Origin of the sequence: Streptomyces sp. DH10, from assembly GCF_029813805.1 — a bacterium.
In the GTDB taxonomy this organism is placed as follows: Bacteria; Actinomycetota; Actinomycetes; order Streptomycetales; family Streptomycetaceae; genus Streptomyces; species Streptomyces coeruleofuscus.
Map to the genome: position 1 here is coordinate 241,049 of NZ_JARVKU010000008.1, position 17,483 is coordinate 258,531.

The window sequence follows — 17,483 nt, forward strand, 5'->3', positions numbered from 1 at the left end:
AATGGATGGGGAGGCAGGAACGACGGTGGCGGAACGGAGTACGGCTGCCGTCGACGTGGCAGACAACAGCGACGAGGCGTCGCTGACCGCACAGGCGGACCAGTCCACGGCCGACGGGGTGGCCAAGAACCGGGAGCGGGACACGGACAGCGACGAGGTACAGGAGAGCACCCGGACCGACGGTCCCGGGAAGACCTCGCCGCCTGAACTGCACAGTGGTCACAAACTCGCCAGACGCTACCGCCTCGAGGAGTGCGTCACCCGTCTGGACGGTTTCAGCAGCTGGCGTGCCGTGGACGAGAAGCTCCGCCGTGCCGTCGGCGTGCACATTCTGCCCGCGGACCACTCACGGGCCCGGTCCGTCCTGGCCGCAGCCCGCTCCTCCGCCCTCCTGGGCGACCCACGCTTCGTCCAGGTGCTGGACGCGGTGGAGGAGAACGACCTCGTCTACGTCGTCCACGAGTGGCTTCCGGACGCGACGGAACTGACCACGCTCCTCGCCTCCGGTCCGCTGGAGCCGTACGACGCCTACCAGATGGTCAGCCAGGTCTCTTCCGCCATGGCCGCCGCCCATCGCGAGGGTCTGGCCCATCTGCGGCTGAACCCCAACGCCGTCCTGCGTGCCTCGACCGGCCAGTGGCGCATCCGCGGACTCGCGGTGAACGCCGCGCTGCGGGGCGTCGCGTCCGACACCCCCCAGCGCACGGACACGGAGGCCATCGGCGCCCTGCTGTACGCGGCGCTCACCCAGCGCTGGCCGTACGAGAGCGACGCCTACGGGCTGTCCGGCCTGCCCAAGGACATCGGCCTGATCGCGCCCGACCAGGTGCGTGCGGGTGTGCACCGCGGTCTCTCCGAACTCTCCATGCGCGCGCTCGTCAACGACGGCGCCACCGCCTCCCGGCACGAGTCGCCGTGCACCACGCCGGAGGAGCTGGTGAAGGCGATCGGCGAGATGCCCCGCATCCGCCCGCCGGAGCCGGCGTTCACCGCCCCGCCCGAGTACCAGCGCACGTCGTACCAGCAGGGCACGTACGGCCGCCAGGCCCCGCACCCCGGTGCCACCCAGCCGGTCCCGGCCCCGCCGCCCCCGTTGCAGAGCCGCACGGGCAAGGCCCTGAAGTGGGCCGTGTCCGCGCTCCTGATCGCCGCGCTGGGCCTCGGCAGCTGGCAGCTGGCGGACGCGCTCATGGACCAGGGGGGCAAGAACGAGGACCCGGGGCAGACGCAGAACAACCAGGACGGCGACAAGAACAGGAATCGCCCGGCACCGAAGCCGATCGCCATCAAGGATGCCGAGGAGTACGTCGCCAAGGGCGACGCCCAGCACCCAGCGGACGTGGACAAGACCTACGACGGCAACACCTCCACGGGCTGGCGCACCAGCAGCTACCTCGACGGCCCGAAGATGGTGATAAAGCCCGGTGTCGGCATCGTCTACGACCTCGGATCCGAGCAGGAGGTGTCGGCCGCGAACCTCTCCTTGCGTTACGGCAGCGACCACACCACGATCGAGCTGTACGCGACCGACTCCCTCGGTTCGTCCACGCCACTGAGTTCCATGAAGGAGCTCGGTACCGTGACGACGAGCAGCACCTCGGCGAAGGTGACCGTCGAGAAGCCGGTGAAAAGCCGCTACATCCTGGTCTGGCTGACGGCCCTGCCATACTCCGGTGACGACCCCGCCAACTTCAGCAACCGGGGTTACAAGCAGGCCATCACCGAAGTGAAGTTCACGGGCTGATTGCCGACCAGAGGGCAGGGGGTTGGATGGCGGACCGTGCCGAGCACAGCGGTGCAAGTGATCAGGACCTCCTCGCCCGGCATGTCGAGGGAGACCCCGACGCCTTCGGTGAGATCGTGCGGCGGCACCGCGATCGCCTCTGGGCCGTCGCCCTGCGGACGCTGGGAGACCGCGAGGAGGCCGCTGACGCGGTGCAGGACGCCCTCGTTTCCGCCTACCGGGCCGCCCACACCTTCCGGGGCCAGTCGGCCGTCACGACCTGGCTGCACAGGATCACGGTGAATGCCTGCCTGGACCGCGCCCGCAAGGTCGCCTCCCGGAAGACCTCTCCCGTCGACGACACCGAGCGCCTGGAGCAGCTGCTGGAGCCTCACGAGTCGGCCTCGGCGCCCGCCGAGCGCAACGATCTCCACCGGCAACTCATCGAAGCCCTGGGGACCCTGCCGGCCGACCAGCGGGCGGCGCTCGTCCTGGTGGACATGCAGGGCTACCCGGTCGCGGAGGCGGCCAGCATCCTCGACGTGCCGACCGGCACAGTGAAGAGCCGATGTGCGCGCGGCAGAGCCAGACTCCTGCCGCTGCTCACCCATCTACGGCCGGACAGCAACGGTGAGAGCAAGAAGCCGGGCGGGGAACGGAACCGGACGCAGGGTCCAGCCGTCCCACCCGCAGCGGGACCGCGCCCAGCGGAACCACCGGACACAGGACCGAGCGACCCAGCGGCAGTGAAGGGCGGAGGTGGACGAGCGTGACGTCGACGACAGACATGGCCGGACACCCGGACGTCGCGGAGATCTCCGACCTCTCCGAGGGACTCCTCCCACCGTCCCGGAGCACCGACGTACGCCGGCATCTGGACGGATGCGAGCTCTGTGCGGACGTCTACGCCTCCTTGGAGGAGATCCGCGGGCTGCTCGGCACGCTGCCAGGACCACCCCGCATGCCCGCCGAGGTCGCAGGCCGCATCGATGCCGCCCTCGCCGCCGAGGCCCTGCTCAACGCCACCGAGCCGGAGAGCGCGGAGAGCCATACGTCGGCGAGGGCTCCCCGGTCCGCTTCCGAGGACGACAGCGGTGCGCATGTTTCACGTGAAACATCGCCGCCCGCCGACCGGCCCGCCGGACGTCCCCGCTCTTCCACCACCGGCCCGGGCCGCAAGGGCCGCGCGCCGAACGTGCGCCGCAGGATCGCCGTACTGGGGACCGTCTTCACCGTCGCCGCGCTGGGACTGGGCTCCGTCCTGCTCTCGTCACTCGGAGACGGCAAGCCCTCGAAGGACACGGCGGGCGGACAGCAGACCGCCCCTGCGGACACCTTCTCCGAGGGGAAGCTGGAGAAGCAGGTCACCGACCTCCTGACGGAGAACCAGAACGAGAAGGGCACTTCCCGCACTCCCTTCGGCGCGGCGACAGCCCCCGGCACCGACCATCCCAGGGTCTTCAGGGCGCCCACGGTGCCCGGCTGCGTCCGCGACGGTATCGGGCGCAAGGACACGGCCCTCGCTGTCGAGAACGGCAGGTACCAGGGGAAGAAGGCCATGCTGGTGTTGCTCCCCGACGCCTCCGACGCCACGCGTGTGACTGCCTACATCGTCGATGCGACCTGTGTGGATCATTCGGCGACAGCCGCCACCGGCAAGGTCCTTCTTCAGCGCTCGTACCCGTCCGCCTGAGGCACGTCTCCGTCTTCATCCCCTCGGTACCCGGTGCAGGCCCACATCTCCGTGTGCCCGGACACAGCGGGAATGCGCGCCCCTTAGGATCCGTTGGGTGGGGTGAGAGCTCCGAGAGGAGCTCCCCCGGTCGAACGACGCAGTCCAGAGACGAGGAATCAAGCCGTGAGCGACGTCCGTAACGTGATCATCATCGGCTCCGGGCCCGCCGGCTACACGGCGGCGCTCTACACCGCGCGCGCGTCGCTGAAGCCACTGGTGTTCGAGGGCGCCGTCACCGCAGGCGGCGCGCTCATGAACACCACCGACGTCGAGAACTTCCCTGGCTTCCAGGACGGCATCATGGGCCCCGAGCTCATGGACAACATGCGCGCCCAGGCGGAGCGCTTCGGCGCCGAGCTCGTTCCGGACGACATCGTCAACGCCGACCTGACCGGTGAGATCAAGACCGTCACGGACACGTCCGGTACCGTCCACCGGGCCAAGGCCGTCATCGTCGCCACCGGCTCGCAGCACCGCAAGCTCGGCCTGCCGAACGAGGACGCCCTCTCCGGCCGTGGGGTGTCCTGGTGCGCCACCTGTGACGGGTTCTTCTTCAAGGACCAGGACATCGCTGTGATCGGTGGTGGCGACACCGCCATGGAGGAGGCCACCTTCCTCTCGCGGTTCGCCAAGTCCGTGACCATCGTCCACCGCCGTGACACCCTGCGCGCCTCCAAGGCCATGCAGGAGCGTGCCTTCGCCGACCCCAAGATCACATTCGTGTGGGACAGCGAGGTCGCCGAGATCCAGGGCGACCCGAAGCTCTCCGGCCTGAAGCTGCGCAACCTCAAGACCGGCGAGCTTTCGGACCTGCCGGTGACCGGTCTCTTCATCGCCATCGGCCACGACCCCCGCACCGAGCTCTTCAAGGGTCAGCTCGATCTGGACGACGAGGGCTACCTGAAGGTGGCCGCGCCGTCGACGCGCACCAACCTGACCGGTGTCTTCGGTGCGGGCGATGTGGTTGACCACACCTACCGTCAGGCGATCACGGCGGCCGGTACCGGCTGTGCCGCCGCTCTCGACGCCGAGCGCTACCTCGCCGCCCTCGCGGACGAGGAGCAGCCCGAGCCCGAGAAGACCGCTGTCTGACCTTTCTCCCTACCCGCCCCACGCACCAACCAGTTAAGGAGCCCGCCGTGGCCGGCACCCTGAAGAATGTGACCGACGACTCCTTCGAGCAGGACGTCCTCAAGAGCGACAAGCCCGTCCTGGTGGACTTCTGGGCCGCCTGGTGCGGTCCGTGCCGCCAGATCGCGCCGTCCCTCGAGGCGATCGCCTCCGAGTACGGTGACAAGATCGAGATCGTCAAGCTGAACATCGACGAGAACCCGGGTACGGCCGCCAAGTACGGCGTCATGTCCATTCCGACGCTGAACGTCTACCAGGGTGGCGAGGTCGCCAAGACCATCGTGGGTGCCAAGCCGAAGGCCGCGATCGTTCGCGACCTCGAGGAGTTCATCGCCGAGTGAACCGGCGGTGCCGTCTGAACGACGGTGCGTGTTTCACGTGAAACACGAATGGGCCAACCCGGAAGGGTTGGCCCATTCGTTTGACTGCTTCCTCTACAACGGTCGCAGCGCCGGCTCCTTCTGTACGGCTCCCAGGAGCCGGTCCAACGCCATCTCGACGTCTTCCTTCCAGGAAAGCGTCGACCGCAGTTCCAGCCTCAGCCGGGGATGGGTGGGGTGCTGCCGGACCGTCTTGAAGCCCACCGCCAGGAGATGGTCGGCGGGCAGCACACACGCCGGTTCCTTCCAGCGCGCGTCTCCGAACGCCTCGATCGCTTTGAACCCGCGACGCAGCAGATCCTTGGCGACCGTCTGGACCATCACCCGGCCCAGTCCCTGCCCCTGGTACCCCGGCACGATGAACGCCGTCATCAGCTGAACCGCGTCGGGGGAGACGGGACTCGTCGGGAACGCCGTGGAGCGCGGGACGTAGGCGGGAGGAGCGTAGAGCACGAAGCCCACCGGTACGTCGTCGACGTACACAACCCGACCGCAGGATCCCCAGTCCAGCAGAACGGCCGAGATCCAGGCTTCCTTCTCCAGAGCGGACTCGCCCGCTTCTACCGCGGCCTCACCGCTGACCGGGTCGAGCTCCCAGAAGACACACGAGCGACAGCGCTTGGGAAGGTCCTGAAGGTTGTCCAGCGTGAGCGGTACGAGCCGGCGCCCCATGAAGGCTGTTCCTCGCTTCCTTGGCCTGCCGCGTCGCGGGCGGCTGTCAGAGCGCTCCGTTCCCTGAGGAGACTGCCGATGAACCCACCGACCGCCCCCAGCCCCAAACCGGCGCTGACCAGTCCAGTGCGGCTCATCGTTCGCATGGCCCCTGCCTTCCTCTCAGAGGTGGTGCCGGGTGGTTGCGCCGTATCCGAACGCATCGTATCCACGATGCGATTCCATCGATACCGCCAGAAAGGAAAGAGCGGGCCACGTTCCGGCACACACCGGACATGGCCCGCTCTGTCGTCCACAACAGAGGCTCCTGCCGGAGGCTCAGGACTCGTCCTCCTCGGAGTCGCCGTCCAGGAGGCTCTTCTGCAGAACCGGCCCCTCGCCCGGAGCGAGTGAGCCGAGGATCCGCTCAAGGTCCTCCATGGAGGCGAACTCGACAGTGATCTTGCCCTTCTTCTGGCCCAGGTCCACCTTCACCCGCGTCTCGAAGCGGTCCGAGAGCCGCGTGGCGAGCTCGGACAGCGCGGGAGAGACACGAGCACCGGCACGTGGGCCCTTGGGCCTCTGGGCCTTCTGGGGACGCGAGCCCATCAGGGTCACGATCTCCTCGACGGCCCGCACCGACAGTCCCTCGGCCACGATGCGGTGAGCCAGCCTGTCCTGCTCCTCCGAGTCCTCAACGGACAGCAGGGCGCGTGCATGGCCGGCGGAGAGCACTCCGGCGGCGACCCGGCGCTGTACCGCCGGCGAGAGCTTCAGCAGACGCAGAGTGTTCGAGACCTGCGGGCGGGATCGGCCGATGCGGTCCGCCAGCTGGTCGTGCGTGCAGTTGAAGTCCCTCAGCAACTGGTCGTAGGCGGCTGCCTCTTCCAGAGGGTTCAGCTGGGCGCGGTGCAGGTTCTCCAGCAGAGCGTCCAGGAGGAGCTTCTCGTCCTCCGTGGCCCGCACGATCGCCGGGATAGCCTCCAGCCCCGCCTCGCGGCAGGCCCGCCAGCGACGCTCGCCCATGATGAGCTCGTAGCGGGAGGGACCCACCTGCCGTACGACGACCGGCTGGAGGAGCCCCACTTCCTTGATGGAGGTGATGAGCTCCGCGAGCGCGTCCTCGTCGAAGACCTCACGCGGCTGTCGCGGGTTCGGCGTGATGGAGTCGAGGGGGATCTCGGCGAAGTGCGCGCCGATGGGCGCCGCTGGCGCGGCGGGAGCACTGGGCTGCGCCGGCTCCTCTGTTTCACGTGAAACAGTCGGCAGCGTCGCCACCTTCGCTGCGGCCACCCCGCGGTCGTTCGGCAGCACGGGCACTGCCGCGGGGGATGTCGAAGCGGCGCCCCCCGCCGCGGCCTGGGCCACCGACTTCTCCGTCGGTGCGGCAGGGATCAGTGCGCCGAGACCACGGCCCAGCCCCCTCCGTCGCTCGCTCACTGGATGCCCTCCACCATGCTCGGGTCGTTCTGCTGTGCGCCGATGTGGGCGTGCGTCGCGTCATAGCTGATGCCCACGCCCTTCAGCGCGATCTCTCGTGCCGCCTCAAGGTAAGAGAGGGCACCACTTGATCCAGGATCGTAGGTCAGGACCGTCTGCCCATAACTCGGCGCCTCGGAGATACGGACGGACCTGGGAATGCTCGTCCGCAGCACCTCGTCACCGAAGTGGGTGCGCACCTCTTCCGCGACCTGGGACGCGAGTCGCGTCCGGCCGTCGTACATGGTGAGCAGGATGGTCGACACATGAAGGGTGGGGTTGAGATGCCCCCGCACCAGGTCGACGTTACGCAACAACTGACCCAGACCTTCCAGCGCGTAGTACTCGCACTGAATCGGGATCAGAACCTCCTGGCCCGCCACCAACGCATTGACCGTCAGAAGGCCGAGCGAGGGCGGACAGTCGATGAGGATGTAGTCCAGCGGCTGCTCGTACGCCTGGATGGCGCGCTGCAACCGGCTCTCCCGTGCCACCAGAGACACCAGCTCGATCTCCGCACCGGCGAGATCGATCGTGGCTGGGGCACAGAAGAGGCCCTCGACATCGGGGACCGGCTGGACGACCTCGGAGAGCGGTTTGCTCTCCACCAACACGTCGTAGATGGACGGAACTTCGGCGTGATGGTCGATGCCCAGGGCGGTGGACGCATTGCCCTGTGGGTCGAGGTCGACCACCAGAACTCGGCTACCGTGCAGGGCCAGTGACGCGGCAAGGTTGACGGTCGTCGTCGTCTTGCCCACACCGCCCTTCTGGTTGGCGACCACCATGATTCGGGTCTGCTCGGGCCGTGGCAGGCCCTCGCCGGCGCGGCCCAGAGCCTCCACCGCCAGTTGGGCAGCACGACCGATGGGAGTGTCGTCCATCGGAGGCGGTGTTTCACGTGAAACATCCGCCCCCATCGACTCGGTACGGGGACCGGGGACCGGATCGGTCATCGGTCCCGCGATGTTGGCGTCGGACCGCAAGGATTCACTCTCCTCGACTTCAGGCTCGCAATGAACAGAGCCTCCCATGTCTTCGGGGTCGCGAACCAGTGAGGCCTTCCGTTCTGTGGAGAATTCCACCTCTGTGGACAACTCAGTTCCCTCATCGAGTGACCCGAGAGGCTTACGGTCGCGGGGTTCGGCCGCAGCGCGGCCACGACTGATGATGCCGTGCAGCAGTGAGCGACGTTTCACGTGAAACACGATGCACGCAGTCGTTGCCGGATTGTCGCGACACTCCGGCATGCATAGGTTTGGCAGCTTGTGTGGAGTACGTCTCGTCGTCAGGACGGATCAGCGCTGTCGGACAGGATCAGCGTTCCCAGCGCGGATCAGCGTCGGCGGCGGACTCGCCCCGTGCGTGCCGCCTTGGCGCGCTTCGCGGCGAAGCGCACACCGCCGGGGCTCTCTCCGACCTCGACCCGTACCACCGTGGACATCGGGTCCACCACACCCTCACCGACATGCAGGATGGACGTCTCCACCGCACCGAGCTTGCTCAGTGCCGCTGACGCGCTCTTCAGCTCCTCCTCGGCGGCGTCTCCCTTGAGCGCGAGCATCTCCCCGTACGGACGCAGCAGCGGGATGCCCCACGTGGCAAGGCGGTCGAGGGGAGCCACGGCTCGGGCCGTCACGACGTGGACGGGCTGGATCTTCCCCATGACCTCCTCGGCCCGGCCGCGCACGACGGTCACATGATCGAGGCCGAGCAGCTCCACGACCTCGGAGAGGAAGTTGGTACGCCGCAGCAGCGGCTCCAGCAACGTGATCTTCAGGTCCTCCCGGACCAGCGCCAGGGGAATGCCGGGGAGGCCGGCACCTGAGCCGACATCGCACACCGTCACGCCCTCGGGCACGACCTCCGAGAGCACCGCGCAGTTCAGCAGGTGCCGCTCCCACAGGCGGGGCACTTCACGCGGGCCGATGAGACCGCGCTGCACGCCCGCCTCAGCAAGCAGCTCGGCGTACCGCACCGCATCCGCGAAGCGATCACCGAACACCTCGCGCGCCTGCTCGGGCGCGGGGGGAAGCTCCGCTGCCTCCGTCACGGGGGACCGTCCTTCCGTACGTGTCAGCGCACTCAGCGCCGACACCAGAACCACCAGAACTATCAGGCTGACAAAGTTCGGCCCCGCCTGCTCAACAGACGGGGCCGAGGACCGTAGGGGCCGATCAGGCGGGAAGCACGACGACGAAGCGCTGCGGCTCCTCGCCCTCGGACTCGCTGCGCAGGCCCGCGGCCTTGACCGCGTCGTGCACGACCTTGCGCTCGAAGGGCGTCATCGGGTCCAGCTTCACGGCCTCACCGCTGCTCTTGGCCTCGGCCGCGGCCTTGGCGCCCAGCTCGGAAAGCTCGGAGCGCTTCCGGGCCCGGTAACCCGCGATGTCGAGCATCAGCCGGCTGCGGTCACCGGTTTCACGGTGCACGGCCAGACGGGTGAGCTCCTGGAGCGCCTCCAGCACCTCACCGTCACGGCCGACCAGCTTCTGGAGGTCGCGGCTGCCCGTGTCGCTGATGATCGAGACAGAGGCACGGTCGGCCTCGACGTCCATGTCGATGTCGCCGTCGAGGTCGGCGATGTCGAGCAGACCCTCCAGGTAGTCCGCCGCGATCTCGCCCTCCTGCTCAAGGCGAGTCAGGGTGTCTGCACCCTCGGCAGCGGCGGAGGTGGTGCCTTCCGTCACGGGATGGACTCCTTCTTACTTCTTGGACGGGGACTTGGGCCGCTGCGGACCCTTGCGCTGTCCGGACTGGGCCTTGCTGCGGGTACCGCCGGCGGGCTTCGCGCCGCCCTTCTTGGCAGCGGAGGCGGGCTTGGCGTCCTTGGGCTCGTCGGACTTGGTGAGCGACGTCTTCTGCTCGGACTCCTCGGCCGCCTTGGCGGCAGCTGACTGCCGCTGAGCCTTGGTCTGCCGCTTGGGCTGCTGCCGCTTCGGCGTGCCGGTGGTCGGCGTACCGTCCTCGGCTTCGACGGCGACAGCGGTGTCGCTCTTGATCACGGTGCCGTCGGCCTGGGGGGCGAGGCCGGCCTTGCTCAGGCCGTTGATGAACTTGCGCTCGAACTCGTTGCGGTCACGTCCCTTGGCGACGATCGCCTTGACGATGACCTTGTCACGACGCCGGCTGACCTTGCCGTTCGCGGTGACGTGCTTGTGCAGCCGCTCCAGGTACGAGGCCTGGGCCTTGGACCCCGGCGTCGGGTTGTTGTGGATCACATACATCTGCTGGCCCATGGTCCACACGTTGGTGGTCAGCCAGTAGACGAGGACACCGACGGGGAAGTTGATGCCGAAGACGGCGAACATGACGGGGAAGACGTACATCAGCATCTTCTGCTGCTGCATGAACGGCGTCTTCACCGTGGTGTCGACATTCTTCGTCATCAGCTGACGCTGGGTGAAGAACTGCGAGGCCGACATCAGCACGATCATGATGGCGGTGACCACGCGGACGTCGGTGAGGGAGGCACCGAGTGCTTCCACCTTCGACGCGCTGTCGGTGAACTTCACGGCAAGCGGAGCACCGACGATGTGCGCCTTCTGGGCACTTTCCAGAAGGCTGGTGTTGATCACGCCGATGGTGTCGTTCGACGCGATGCTGTTCAGCACGTGGTACAGGGCGAAGAAGAACGGGGACTGCGCCAGGATGGGAAGGCACGAGGACAGCGGGTTGGTGCCCGTGTCCTTGTACAGCTTCATCATCTCTTCGGACTGACGCTGCTTGTCGTTCTTGTAGCGCTCCTGGATCTTCTTCATCTCGGGCTGGAGCGTCTGCATGGCCCGGGTCGCCTTGATCTGCTTCACGAAGAGCGGGATCAGGCAGATACGGATCAGGATCACCAGGGACACGATCGACAGGCCCCAGGCCCAGCCGGTGTCAGGCCCGAAGAGGGCGCCGTACACCGAATGGAACTGGACGATGACCCAGGAGACGGGTGTGGTGATGAAGCTGAAGAGGCTGGCAATCGTGTCCACTAATCATGCTCCTTGGGCATGGGACGGTGTCTCTGCGGCCTGGCTCGAAGGACTGGACCGACTTGTGGGAGAAGTCTGTCCCTCGGTGGCCGGGACGGCGGCGGAGGGCCCGCCCTTGCGTGCACGCCACGCGTTACGCAGCATTTCGTGCCACCGCGGGCGCTTGCGCGGCGGGACATGGTCCACACCGCCCAGCGACCACGGGTTGCACCGCAGAATGCGCCAGGCTGTGAGTGCCGTTCCTTTGATGGCACCGTGCCGGTCGATGGCCGTGAAGCCGTAGTGGGAGCACGACGGGTAGTACTTGCAGACCGGCCCGAGCAGCGGACTGATCGTCCACTGGTAGAGCTTGATCAGAGCAAGCAGCGGGTACTTCATCGCGCGCCCCCTCCCAGCAGCCGCTGGAGGGCGGCATCCAGGTCTCGGGCCAGCTGTGCATGGTCGGCGTCGCCCGCACCGGGCAGCGCTCGTACCACTACCAGGCTACCGGGGGGCAGCTGGGCGACTCGGTCGCGCATCAGGTGGCGAAGCCTGCGCTTCACTTTGTTGCGTACGACCGCTCCGCCCACGGCTTTGCTCACGACGAAACCCGCACGCGTCGGGGGAGCGCTCTCCCCAGGCGCATGCGGGTCCGTGGCACCGCTGCGAAGGTGGACGACGAGGTGCGGGCGTCCTGCCCGGCGTCCTCGCCGTACCGCGGTCGCGAAGTCCTCGCGCCGCCTCAGCCGGTTCTCGGTGGGCAGCACGATGTCATGACCTGACCGAGATCAGGCGGACAGACGGGCGCGACCCTTGCCACGGCGGGACGCGAGAATCGCGCGGCCGGCACGGGTGCGCATACGCAGCCGGAAGCCGTGGGTCTTCGCGCGACGACGGTTGTTCGGCTGGAAGGTGCGCTTGCTCACTCGGGGGCTCCAGAAGAAATCGGTAGTTGCGGGGTGCCGTCCTGGCTGTCACCGTGCGCCCACGAGTAGCTCGCAGTTACGCCCGTGTGCACCGCTTACCGATCACCAAAATGATCTGTGCCCATCGGAGGCAGGCGGCAGCAGCCATCGACAACTCGACCTGGTTACGGTACGCGCGGCTACGCCATCCGGTCAAACCGGCAGCCACCCGGAGACACTTGTCCACAGGCTGGGGACAACAACTTGAACCGCAGCCACCGCCCTGACTACCGTGACGGAACTCCGATTCGTTCCCTTATCCCTGACCCACCCGATTTACATCCCGAGCCGTCCCAGAACCACACGTTCGTGGGACCTGTGAGAGAGCGTGCCCTGTGGCTGACGTACCTGCCGATCTTGCCGCAGTGTGGCCACGCGTATTGGAGCAGCTCCTCGGGGAGGGCCGCGGCCAGGGCGTCGAGGTGAAGGACGAGCACTGGATCCGGCGCTGCCAGCCGCTCGCGCTGGTCGCGGACACGGCCCTGCTCGCCGTGCCGAACGAATTTGCGAAGGGCGTACTCGAGGGCCGCCTGGCGCCCGTCGTCAGCGAGACCCTGAGCCGCGAGTGCGGACGCCCGATCCGGATCGCGATCACCGTCGACGACTCCGCGGGCGAGCCCCCCGCCACACCGGCGCCCCAGGCCCGCCCCCAGTCGCGCTACGAGGAGCCCGAGATTCCGGCCGCGCGCCAGGACCGCGACGGATACGAGGGGTACGGCCGCCACCGCGCCGACCAGCTGCCGGAAACGGCCGGCGACCAGCTCCCGCCTACGCGCGGAGATCAACTTCCCACCCCCCGCCCCGCGTACCCGTCCGAGTACCAGCGCCCCGAGCCCGGCTCCTGGCCGCGGCCGGCGCAGGACGAGTACAGCTGGCAGCAGCAGCGCCTCGGCTTCCCCGAACGTGACCCCTACGCGTCACCGAGCCAGGACGCCTACGGCTCCCAGGAGGCCTACGGCCAGGACTCGTATGGATCTCGCGGGTCCTCACAGGAGTCATATGGATCCCATGGATCACAGGGATCACACCGGTCACAGGGATCCCATGGGTCGCAGGACTCCTACGGCCCGTCCTCCCAGGACGCCTACGGCTCCCCGTCCCAGGACTACCGCCCGCAGTCCATGGAGCGCCCTTCCTACGACCAGCCGCGCGCCGACTACGACAGGTCACGCCCCGACTACGACCAGCGCGACCCGGTCCGCCGGGAGCTGCCCGAGCCGCCGGCCGGCTCCGGGCACGTGCACCGCGGCGGCCCCGTCGGCCCGAACCTGCCCACGACCGGTGCGCCCGGCCCACTGGCCGCGCAGCCCGCGCCGGCGACCGGCCCGGGTGAGCCCACCGCGCGCCTGAACCCGAAGTACCTCTTCGACACGTTCGTCATCGGCGCCTCCAACCGCTTCGCGCACGCCGCCGCGGTCGCCGTCGCCGAGGCACCGGCCAAGGCGTACAACCCCCTGTTCATCTACGGGGAGTCCGGGCTCGGCAAGACGCACCTGCTGCACGCGATCGGGCACTACGCGCGCAGCCTCTACCCGGGCACGCGGGTGCGGTACGTGAGCTCGGAGGAGTTCACCAACGAGTTCATCAACTCGATCCGCGACGGCAAGGGCGACAGCTTCCGCAAGCGCTACCGCGAGATGGACATCCTGCTCGTCGACGACATCCAGTTCCTGGCGGACAAGGAGTCGACGCAGGAGGAGTTCTTCCACACCTTCAACACGCTCCACAACGCCAACAAGCAGATCGTGCTGTCCTCCGACCGGCCGCCCAAGCAGCTGGTCACGCTGGAGGACCGGCTGCGGAACCGTTTCGAGTGGGGTCTGATCACCGACGTACAGCCGCCCGAGCTGGAGACGCGTATCGCGATCCTCCGCAAGAAGGCGGTGCAGGAGCAGCTGAACGCGCCGCCGGAGGTGCTGGAGTTCATCGCGTCCCGGATCTCTCGGAACATCCGTGAGCTGGAAGGCGCGCTGATCCGGGTCACGGCGTTCGCCTCGCTCAACCGGCAGCCGGTGGACCTGGGCCTGACGGAGATCGTCCTCAAGGACCTGATCCCCGGCGGCGAGGACTCGGCCCCCGAGATCACGTCCACGGCCATCATGGGCGCGACGGCGGACTACTTCGGACTGACCGTCGAGGATCTCTGCGGCACCTCGCGCGGCCGCGCCCTCGTCACCGCCCGGCAGATCGCCATGTACCTGTGCCGTGAGCTCACCGACCTGTCGCTGCCGAAGATCGGCGCGCTGTTCGGCGGCCGTGACCACACGACGGTCATGCACGCGGACCGCAAGATCCGCAATCTGATGGCCGAGCGCCGCTCCATCTACAACCAGGTCACCGAGCTGACCAACCGCATCAAGAACGGCTGACGGAACCGGCCGTACGACGCCGAGGGCGCCCCCGGAGCAGGTTTCCGGGGGCGCCCTTCGTCATGCGGCGGCCGTCCTCGAGTCGTGTGACGGCCGTCCTTCGTCATGTCGCGGTCGCCGGCTGTTCGAATTACCTGCCGGGTTACGGCCCCTCTCCACAGATTCGGCGACTTTCTCGCGTCCACACCCTGGGGACTGGAAAGTTGTCCAGACTGTGTCCACAGGGGCCTCTGTTGAAGGACCATCAGACCAGGTCACCCGGGTGTGGATTCGTGGACGAAGGATCTCCACAGGCTGTGGACAGAGAGATCGTCCACAGCCTGTGCATCGAGTTGTCCACCGGCAACCCACAGGCTGGGGCCGGTTGTCCCCAGCGATCCCCAGCTTCTCCACATCGCTGTCCACTGTTCGGCAACGTGACGCGCCCTCTCACTGGGTCGAGTGAAAGGCGTCACACGAAGGTGCCGGGTTGGGCTGTGGGAAAGGTGGGTAAACCTGGGGACGGCACTGGGGAGAACTCGCCTCACCCTGTGCACGGGGTGTGCAGAACTTTCCGTTCTCCACAGAGACCCCTGGTTGTCCACCGCCTCCACCCACAGGCCCGGTGGACAAAATTCCTGCTCTGAGCTGGGCAAACGAGGTTATCCACGGTATCCACAGGCCCTACTACTACTCCCGACTAGAGAGAGCTGGGAATTCGTTTCGAAGCGGGTCCTGTGCACAACTCGCCCTCCGGCGCCCGACCGCCCCTCGTCACGACTTGACCCCGAGAGGCACCTACTGTCAGTGCGGTGCGTCAGACTGGTCCCCGGTGTCCTCCCCATCCCAGGGATCGTCGACACCGAGACAGACGACGAGGGCCAGGCAGAGCGAGAAGCGCCGGCAACAGCAGGAGGCGGCAACAGTGAAGATCCGGGTGGAACGCGACGTACTCGCGGAGGCAGTGGCCTGGGCGGCACGCAGCCTCCCGGCCCGTCCGCCGGCGCCTGTCCTCGCCGGCCTGCTGCTGAAGGCCGAGGACGGCCAGCTGAGCCTGTCCAGCTTCGACTACGAGGTCTCCGCGCGGGTGTCCGTCGAGACCGAGGTCGAGGAAGAGGGCACGGTGCTCGTCTCCGGCCGCCTCCTCGCGGACATCTGCCGCGCCCTCCCCAACCGGCCGGTGGAGATCTCCACAGACGGTGTACGGGCGACCGTGGTCTGCGGCTCCTCCCGGTTCACACTCCACACACTGCCCGTGGAGGAGTACCCGGCGCTGCCGCAGATGCCGAATGCGACGGGCACGGTCCCCGGCGAGGTCTTCGCCTCCGCGGCCGCCCAGGTGGCGATCGCCGCCGGCCGCGACGACACGCTGCCCGTCCTGACGGGCGTCCGCATCGAGATCGAGGGCGACACGGTCACGCTGGCGTCCACCGACCGCTACCGCTTCGCGGTCCGTGAGTTCCTGTGGAAGCCGGAGAACCCGGAGGCCTCCGCGGTCGCCCTGGTGCCCGCCAAGACGCTGCTGGACACCGCCAAGGCCCTGACGAGCGGCGACCAGGTGACGCTGGCGCTGTCCGGCTCGGGCTCGGGCGAGGGCCTGATCGGTTTCGAGGGCGCCGGCCGCCGTACGACGACCCGCCTGCTGGAGGGCGACCTCCCGAAGTACCGCACGCTGTTCCCGACGGAGTTCAACAGCGTCGCCGTGATCGAGACCGCCCCGTTCGTGGAGGCCGTCAAGCGCGTGGCCCTGGTCGCCGAGCGGAACACCCCGGTGCGCCTCAGCTTCGAGCAGGGCGTGCTCATCCTGGAGGCCGGCTCCAGCGACGACGCACAGGCTGTGGAAAGGGTCGACGCCCAGCTGGACGGCGACGACATCTCGATCGCCTTCAACCCGACGTTCCTGCTGGACGGCCTGAGCGCCATCGACTCCCCGGTCGCGCAGCTGTCCTTCACGACGTCCACGAAGCCCGCACTGCTCAGCGGCAAGCCGGCTGTGGACGCCGAGGCGGACGAGGCCTACAAGTACCTGATCATGCCGGTGCGCCTCAGCGGCTGAGGTCCGGCGGTTGTCCACAGGCTGGGGGCGAACCCGCAGGTGAGGGCGTACGACTGAGCGCGTATGCCCACAGATGTGCGCGAGCGTCCGGGTTTAGGCTCGGACGTGGGTACGAAAGTGCCGCAACGCCACGTCGGACACCTGCAAACCTAAGGAACACAACTGATGGAGCTCGGTCTCGTCGGCCTCGGCAAGATGGGCGGCAACATGCGCGAGCGGATCCGCCGCGCGGGCCACACCGTCTTCGGATACGACCGCAACCCGGACCTCGCCGATGTCCACAGCCTGCCGGAGCTTGTGGGCAAGCTCAGCGGCCCGCGTGTGGTCTGGGTGATGGTCCCGGCGGGCGAGCCCACCCAGTCCACCATCGACGAGCTTGCCGAACTGCTGGAGCCCGGTGACGTCGTCGTGGACGGCGGCAACTCCCGCTGGACCGACGACGAGAAGCATGCCGAGGAGCTGGCCGCCAAGGGCATCGGCTTCGTCGACTGCGGTGTCTCCGGCGGCGTCTGGGGCCTGGAGAACGGCTACGCGCTGATGTACGGCGGGGACGCGGAGAACGTCGCCAAGGTGCAGCCGGTCTTCGACGCCCTCAAGCCGGAGGGCGACTTCGGCTCGGTGCACGCCGGCAAGGTCGGCGCGGGCCACTTCGCGAAGATGGTCCACAACGGCATCGAGTACGCGATGATGCAGGCCTACGCCGAGGGCTGGGAGCTCCTGGAGAAGGTCGACTCCGTGACCGACGTCCGGGACGTCTTCCGTTCCTGGCAGGAGGGCACGGTCATCCGCTCCTGGCTGCTGGACCTCGCGGTCAACGCGCTCGACGAGGACGAGCACCTGGACAAGCTCCGGGGTTATGCACAGGACTCCGGTGAGGGACGCTGGACTGTGGAAGCCGCCATCGACCACGCGGTGCCGCTGCCGGCGATCACGGCGTCGCTGTTCGCGCGGTTCGCCTCCCGCCAGGAGGACTCGCCCCAGATGAAGATGATCGCGGCGCTGCGGAACCAGTTCGGCGGCCACGCGGTCGAGACCAAGTAAGCAACAGGCGACGGT

17 protein-coding genes are annotated in these 17,483 nt (G+C 67.9%); 8 read left to right on the forward strand and 9 right to left on the reverse strand.

Features of this window, described 5'->3' with window-relative positions; all coding sequences use genetic code 11:
• Positions 1–25: 25 nt before the first annotated feature.
• The 5 genes from QC385_RS19270 (at position 26) to trxA (ending at position 4,930) form a co-directional block, all read left to right on the forward strand.
• Complete coding sequence (locus QC385_RS19270) at positions 26–1,744, forward strand: protein kinase family protein (RefSeq protein ID WP_279542548.1); 1,719 nt, start codon at positions 26–28, stop codon at positions 1,742–1,744.
• Between the two features lie 26 nt (positions 1,745–1,770).
• Positions 1,771–2,496 carry an RNA polymerase sigma factor SigM gene (gene sigM, locus QC385_RS19275; protein WP_279542549.1) on the forward strand — a complete coding sequence of 242 codons (726 nt, stop codon included), beginning with the start codon at positions 1,771–1,773 and terminating at the stop codon, positions 2,494–2,496.
• The gene (locus QC385_RS19280) at positions 2,493–3,416 is read left to right on the forward strand and encodes an anti-sigma factor family protein (RefSeq protein WP_279542550.1); all 924 of its coding nucleotides are present in this window, start codon (positions 2,493–2,495) and stop codon (positions 3,414–3,416) included. The genes sigM and QC385_RS19280 overlap by 4 nt, the downstream gene beginning before the upstream one ends.
• Positions 3,417–3,581: 165 nt before the next feature.
• The gene (gene trxB / locus QC385_RS19285) at positions 3,582–4,550 is read left to right on the forward strand and encodes a thioredoxin-disulfide reductase (protein ID WP_279542551.1); all 969 of its coding nucleotides are present in this window, start codon (positions 3,582–3,584) and stop codon (positions 4,548–4,550) included.
• A 47-nt stretch (positions 4,551–4,597) separates the two neighbouring features.
• On the forward strand, positions 4,598–4,930 hold the full coding sequence (gene trxA, locus QC385_RS19290) for a thioredoxin (protein WP_030847066.1): 333 nt from the start codon (positions 4,598–4,600) through the stop codon (positions 4,928–4,930).
• 93 nt (positions 4,931–5,023) lie between these two features.
• On the opposite strand, the gene QC385_RS19295 is transcribed toward trxA, so the two are convergent.
• From QC385_RS19295 to rpmH, 9 genes are all read right to left on the reverse strand, one after another.
• Positions 5,024–5,641 (reverse strand): GNAT family N-acetyltransferase, encoded by a 618-nt coding sequence (locus tag QC385_RS19295; protein WP_279542552.1) that lies wholly within the window; start codon positions 5,639–5,641, stop codon positions 5,024–5,026.
• Between the two features lie 318 nt (positions 5,642–5,959).
• Entirely contained in the window at positions 5,960–7,060 is a 1,101-nt protein-coding gene (locus QC385_RS19300; RefSeq protein WP_279542553.1) for a ParB/RepB/Spo0J family partition protein, read from the reverse strand.
• On the reverse strand, positions 7,057–8,133 hold the full coding sequence (locus QC385_RS19305; RefSeq protein WP_279542625.1) for a ParA family protein: 1,077 nt from the start codon (positions 8,131–8,133) through the stop codon (positions 7,057–7,059). The genes QC385_RS19300 and QC385_RS19305 overlap by 4 nt, the downstream gene beginning before the upstream one ends.
• 302 nt (positions 8,134–8,435) lie before the next feature.
• Complete coding sequence (rsmG, locus tag QC385_RS19310; RefSeq protein WP_279542554.1) at positions 8,436–9,152, reverse strand: 16S rRNA (guanine(527)-N(7))-methyltransferase RsmG; 717 nt, start codon at positions 9,150–9,152, stop codon at positions 8,436–8,438.
• A 124-nt stretch (positions 9,153–9,276) separates the two neighbouring features.
• A complete protein-coding gene (locus QC385_RS19315) occupies positions 9,277–9,789 on the reverse strand; it encodes a Jag family protein (protein WP_086560485.1) in 513 nt (170 codons plus the stop codon).
• Positions 9,790–9,804: 15 nt separating this feature from the next.
• Entirely contained in the window at positions 9,805–11,079 is a 1,275-nt protein-coding gene (yidC, locus tag QC385_RS19320; RefSeq protein ID WP_279542555.1) for a membrane protein insertase YidC, read from the reverse strand.
• A 3-nt stretch (positions 11,080–11,082) separates the two neighbouring features.
• Entirely contained in the window at positions 11,083–11,457 is a 375-nt protein-coding gene (gene yidD, locus QC385_RS19325; protein WP_086850639.1) for a membrane protein insertion efficiency factor YidD, read from the reverse strand.
• Positions 11,454–11,825: a ribonuclease P protein component gene (rnpA, locus tag QC385_RS19330; RefSeq protein ID WP_082319883.1), complete on the reverse strand. Its 372-nt coding sequence runs from the start codon at positions 11,823–11,825 to the stop codon at positions 11,454–11,456. The genes yidD and rnpA overlap by 4 nt, the downstream gene beginning before the upstream one ends.
• A gap of 21 nt (positions 11,826–11,846) precedes the next feature.
• Entirely contained in the window at positions 11,847–11,984 is a 138-nt protein-coding gene (gene rpmH / locus QC385_RS19335) for a 50S ribosomal protein L34 (protein ID WP_003949374.1), read from the reverse strand.
• A gap of 374 nt (positions 11,985–12,358) precedes the next feature.
• Here rpmH and dnaA point away from each other — a divergent pair, with 374 nt between their 5' ends.
• The 3 genes from dnaA (at position 12,359) to gnd (ending at position 17,468) form a co-directional block, all read left to right on the forward strand.
• A complete protein-coding gene (gene dnaA, locus QC385_RS19340) occupies positions 12,359–14,392 on the forward strand; it encodes a chromosomal replication initiator protein DnaA (RefSeq protein WP_279542556.1) in 2,034 nt (677 codons plus the stop codon).
• A gap of 904 nt (positions 14,393–15,296) precedes the next feature.
• Positions 15,297–16,427, forward strand: a complete 1,131-nt coding sequence (dnaN, locus tag QC385_RS19345) for a DNA polymerase III subunit beta (protein ID WP_279542557.1) — start codon at positions 15,297–15,299, stop codon at positions 16,425–16,427.
• A 165-nt stretch (positions 16,428–16,592) separates the two neighbouring features.
• Positions 16,593–17,468 (forward strand): phosphogluconate dehydrogenase (NAD(+)-dependent, decarboxylating), encoded by an 876-nt coding sequence (gene gnd, locus QC385_RS19350; RefSeq protein WP_279542558.1) that lies wholly within the window; start codon positions 16,593–16,595, stop codon positions 17,466–17,468.
• The last annotated feature ends 15 nt before the right edge of the window (positions 17,469–17,483 follow it).

Excerpts from the sequence above, each read along its gene's own strand:
- sigM (WP_279542549.1), top strand. The coding sequence starts at position 1,771 with ATGGCGGACCGTGCCGAGCACAGCGGTGCAAGTGATCAGGACCTCCTC.
- QC385_RS19295 (WP_279542552.1), bottom strand. The coding sequence starts at position 5,641 with ATGGGGCGCCGGCTCGTACCGCTCACGCTGGACAACCTTCAGGACCTT.
- QC385_RS19305 (WP_279542625.1), bottom strand. The coding sequence starts at position 8,133 with ATGGGAGGCTCTGTTCATTGCGAGCCTGAAGTCGAGGAGAGTGAATCC.
- yidD (WP_086850639.1), bottom strand. The coding sequence starts at position 11,457 with ATGAAGTACCCGCTGCTTGCTCTGATCAAGCTCTACCAGTGGACGATC.
- gnd (WP_279542558.1), top strand. The coding sequence starts at position 16,593 with ATGGAGCTCGGTCTCGTCGGCCTCGGCAAGATGGGCGGCAACATGCGC.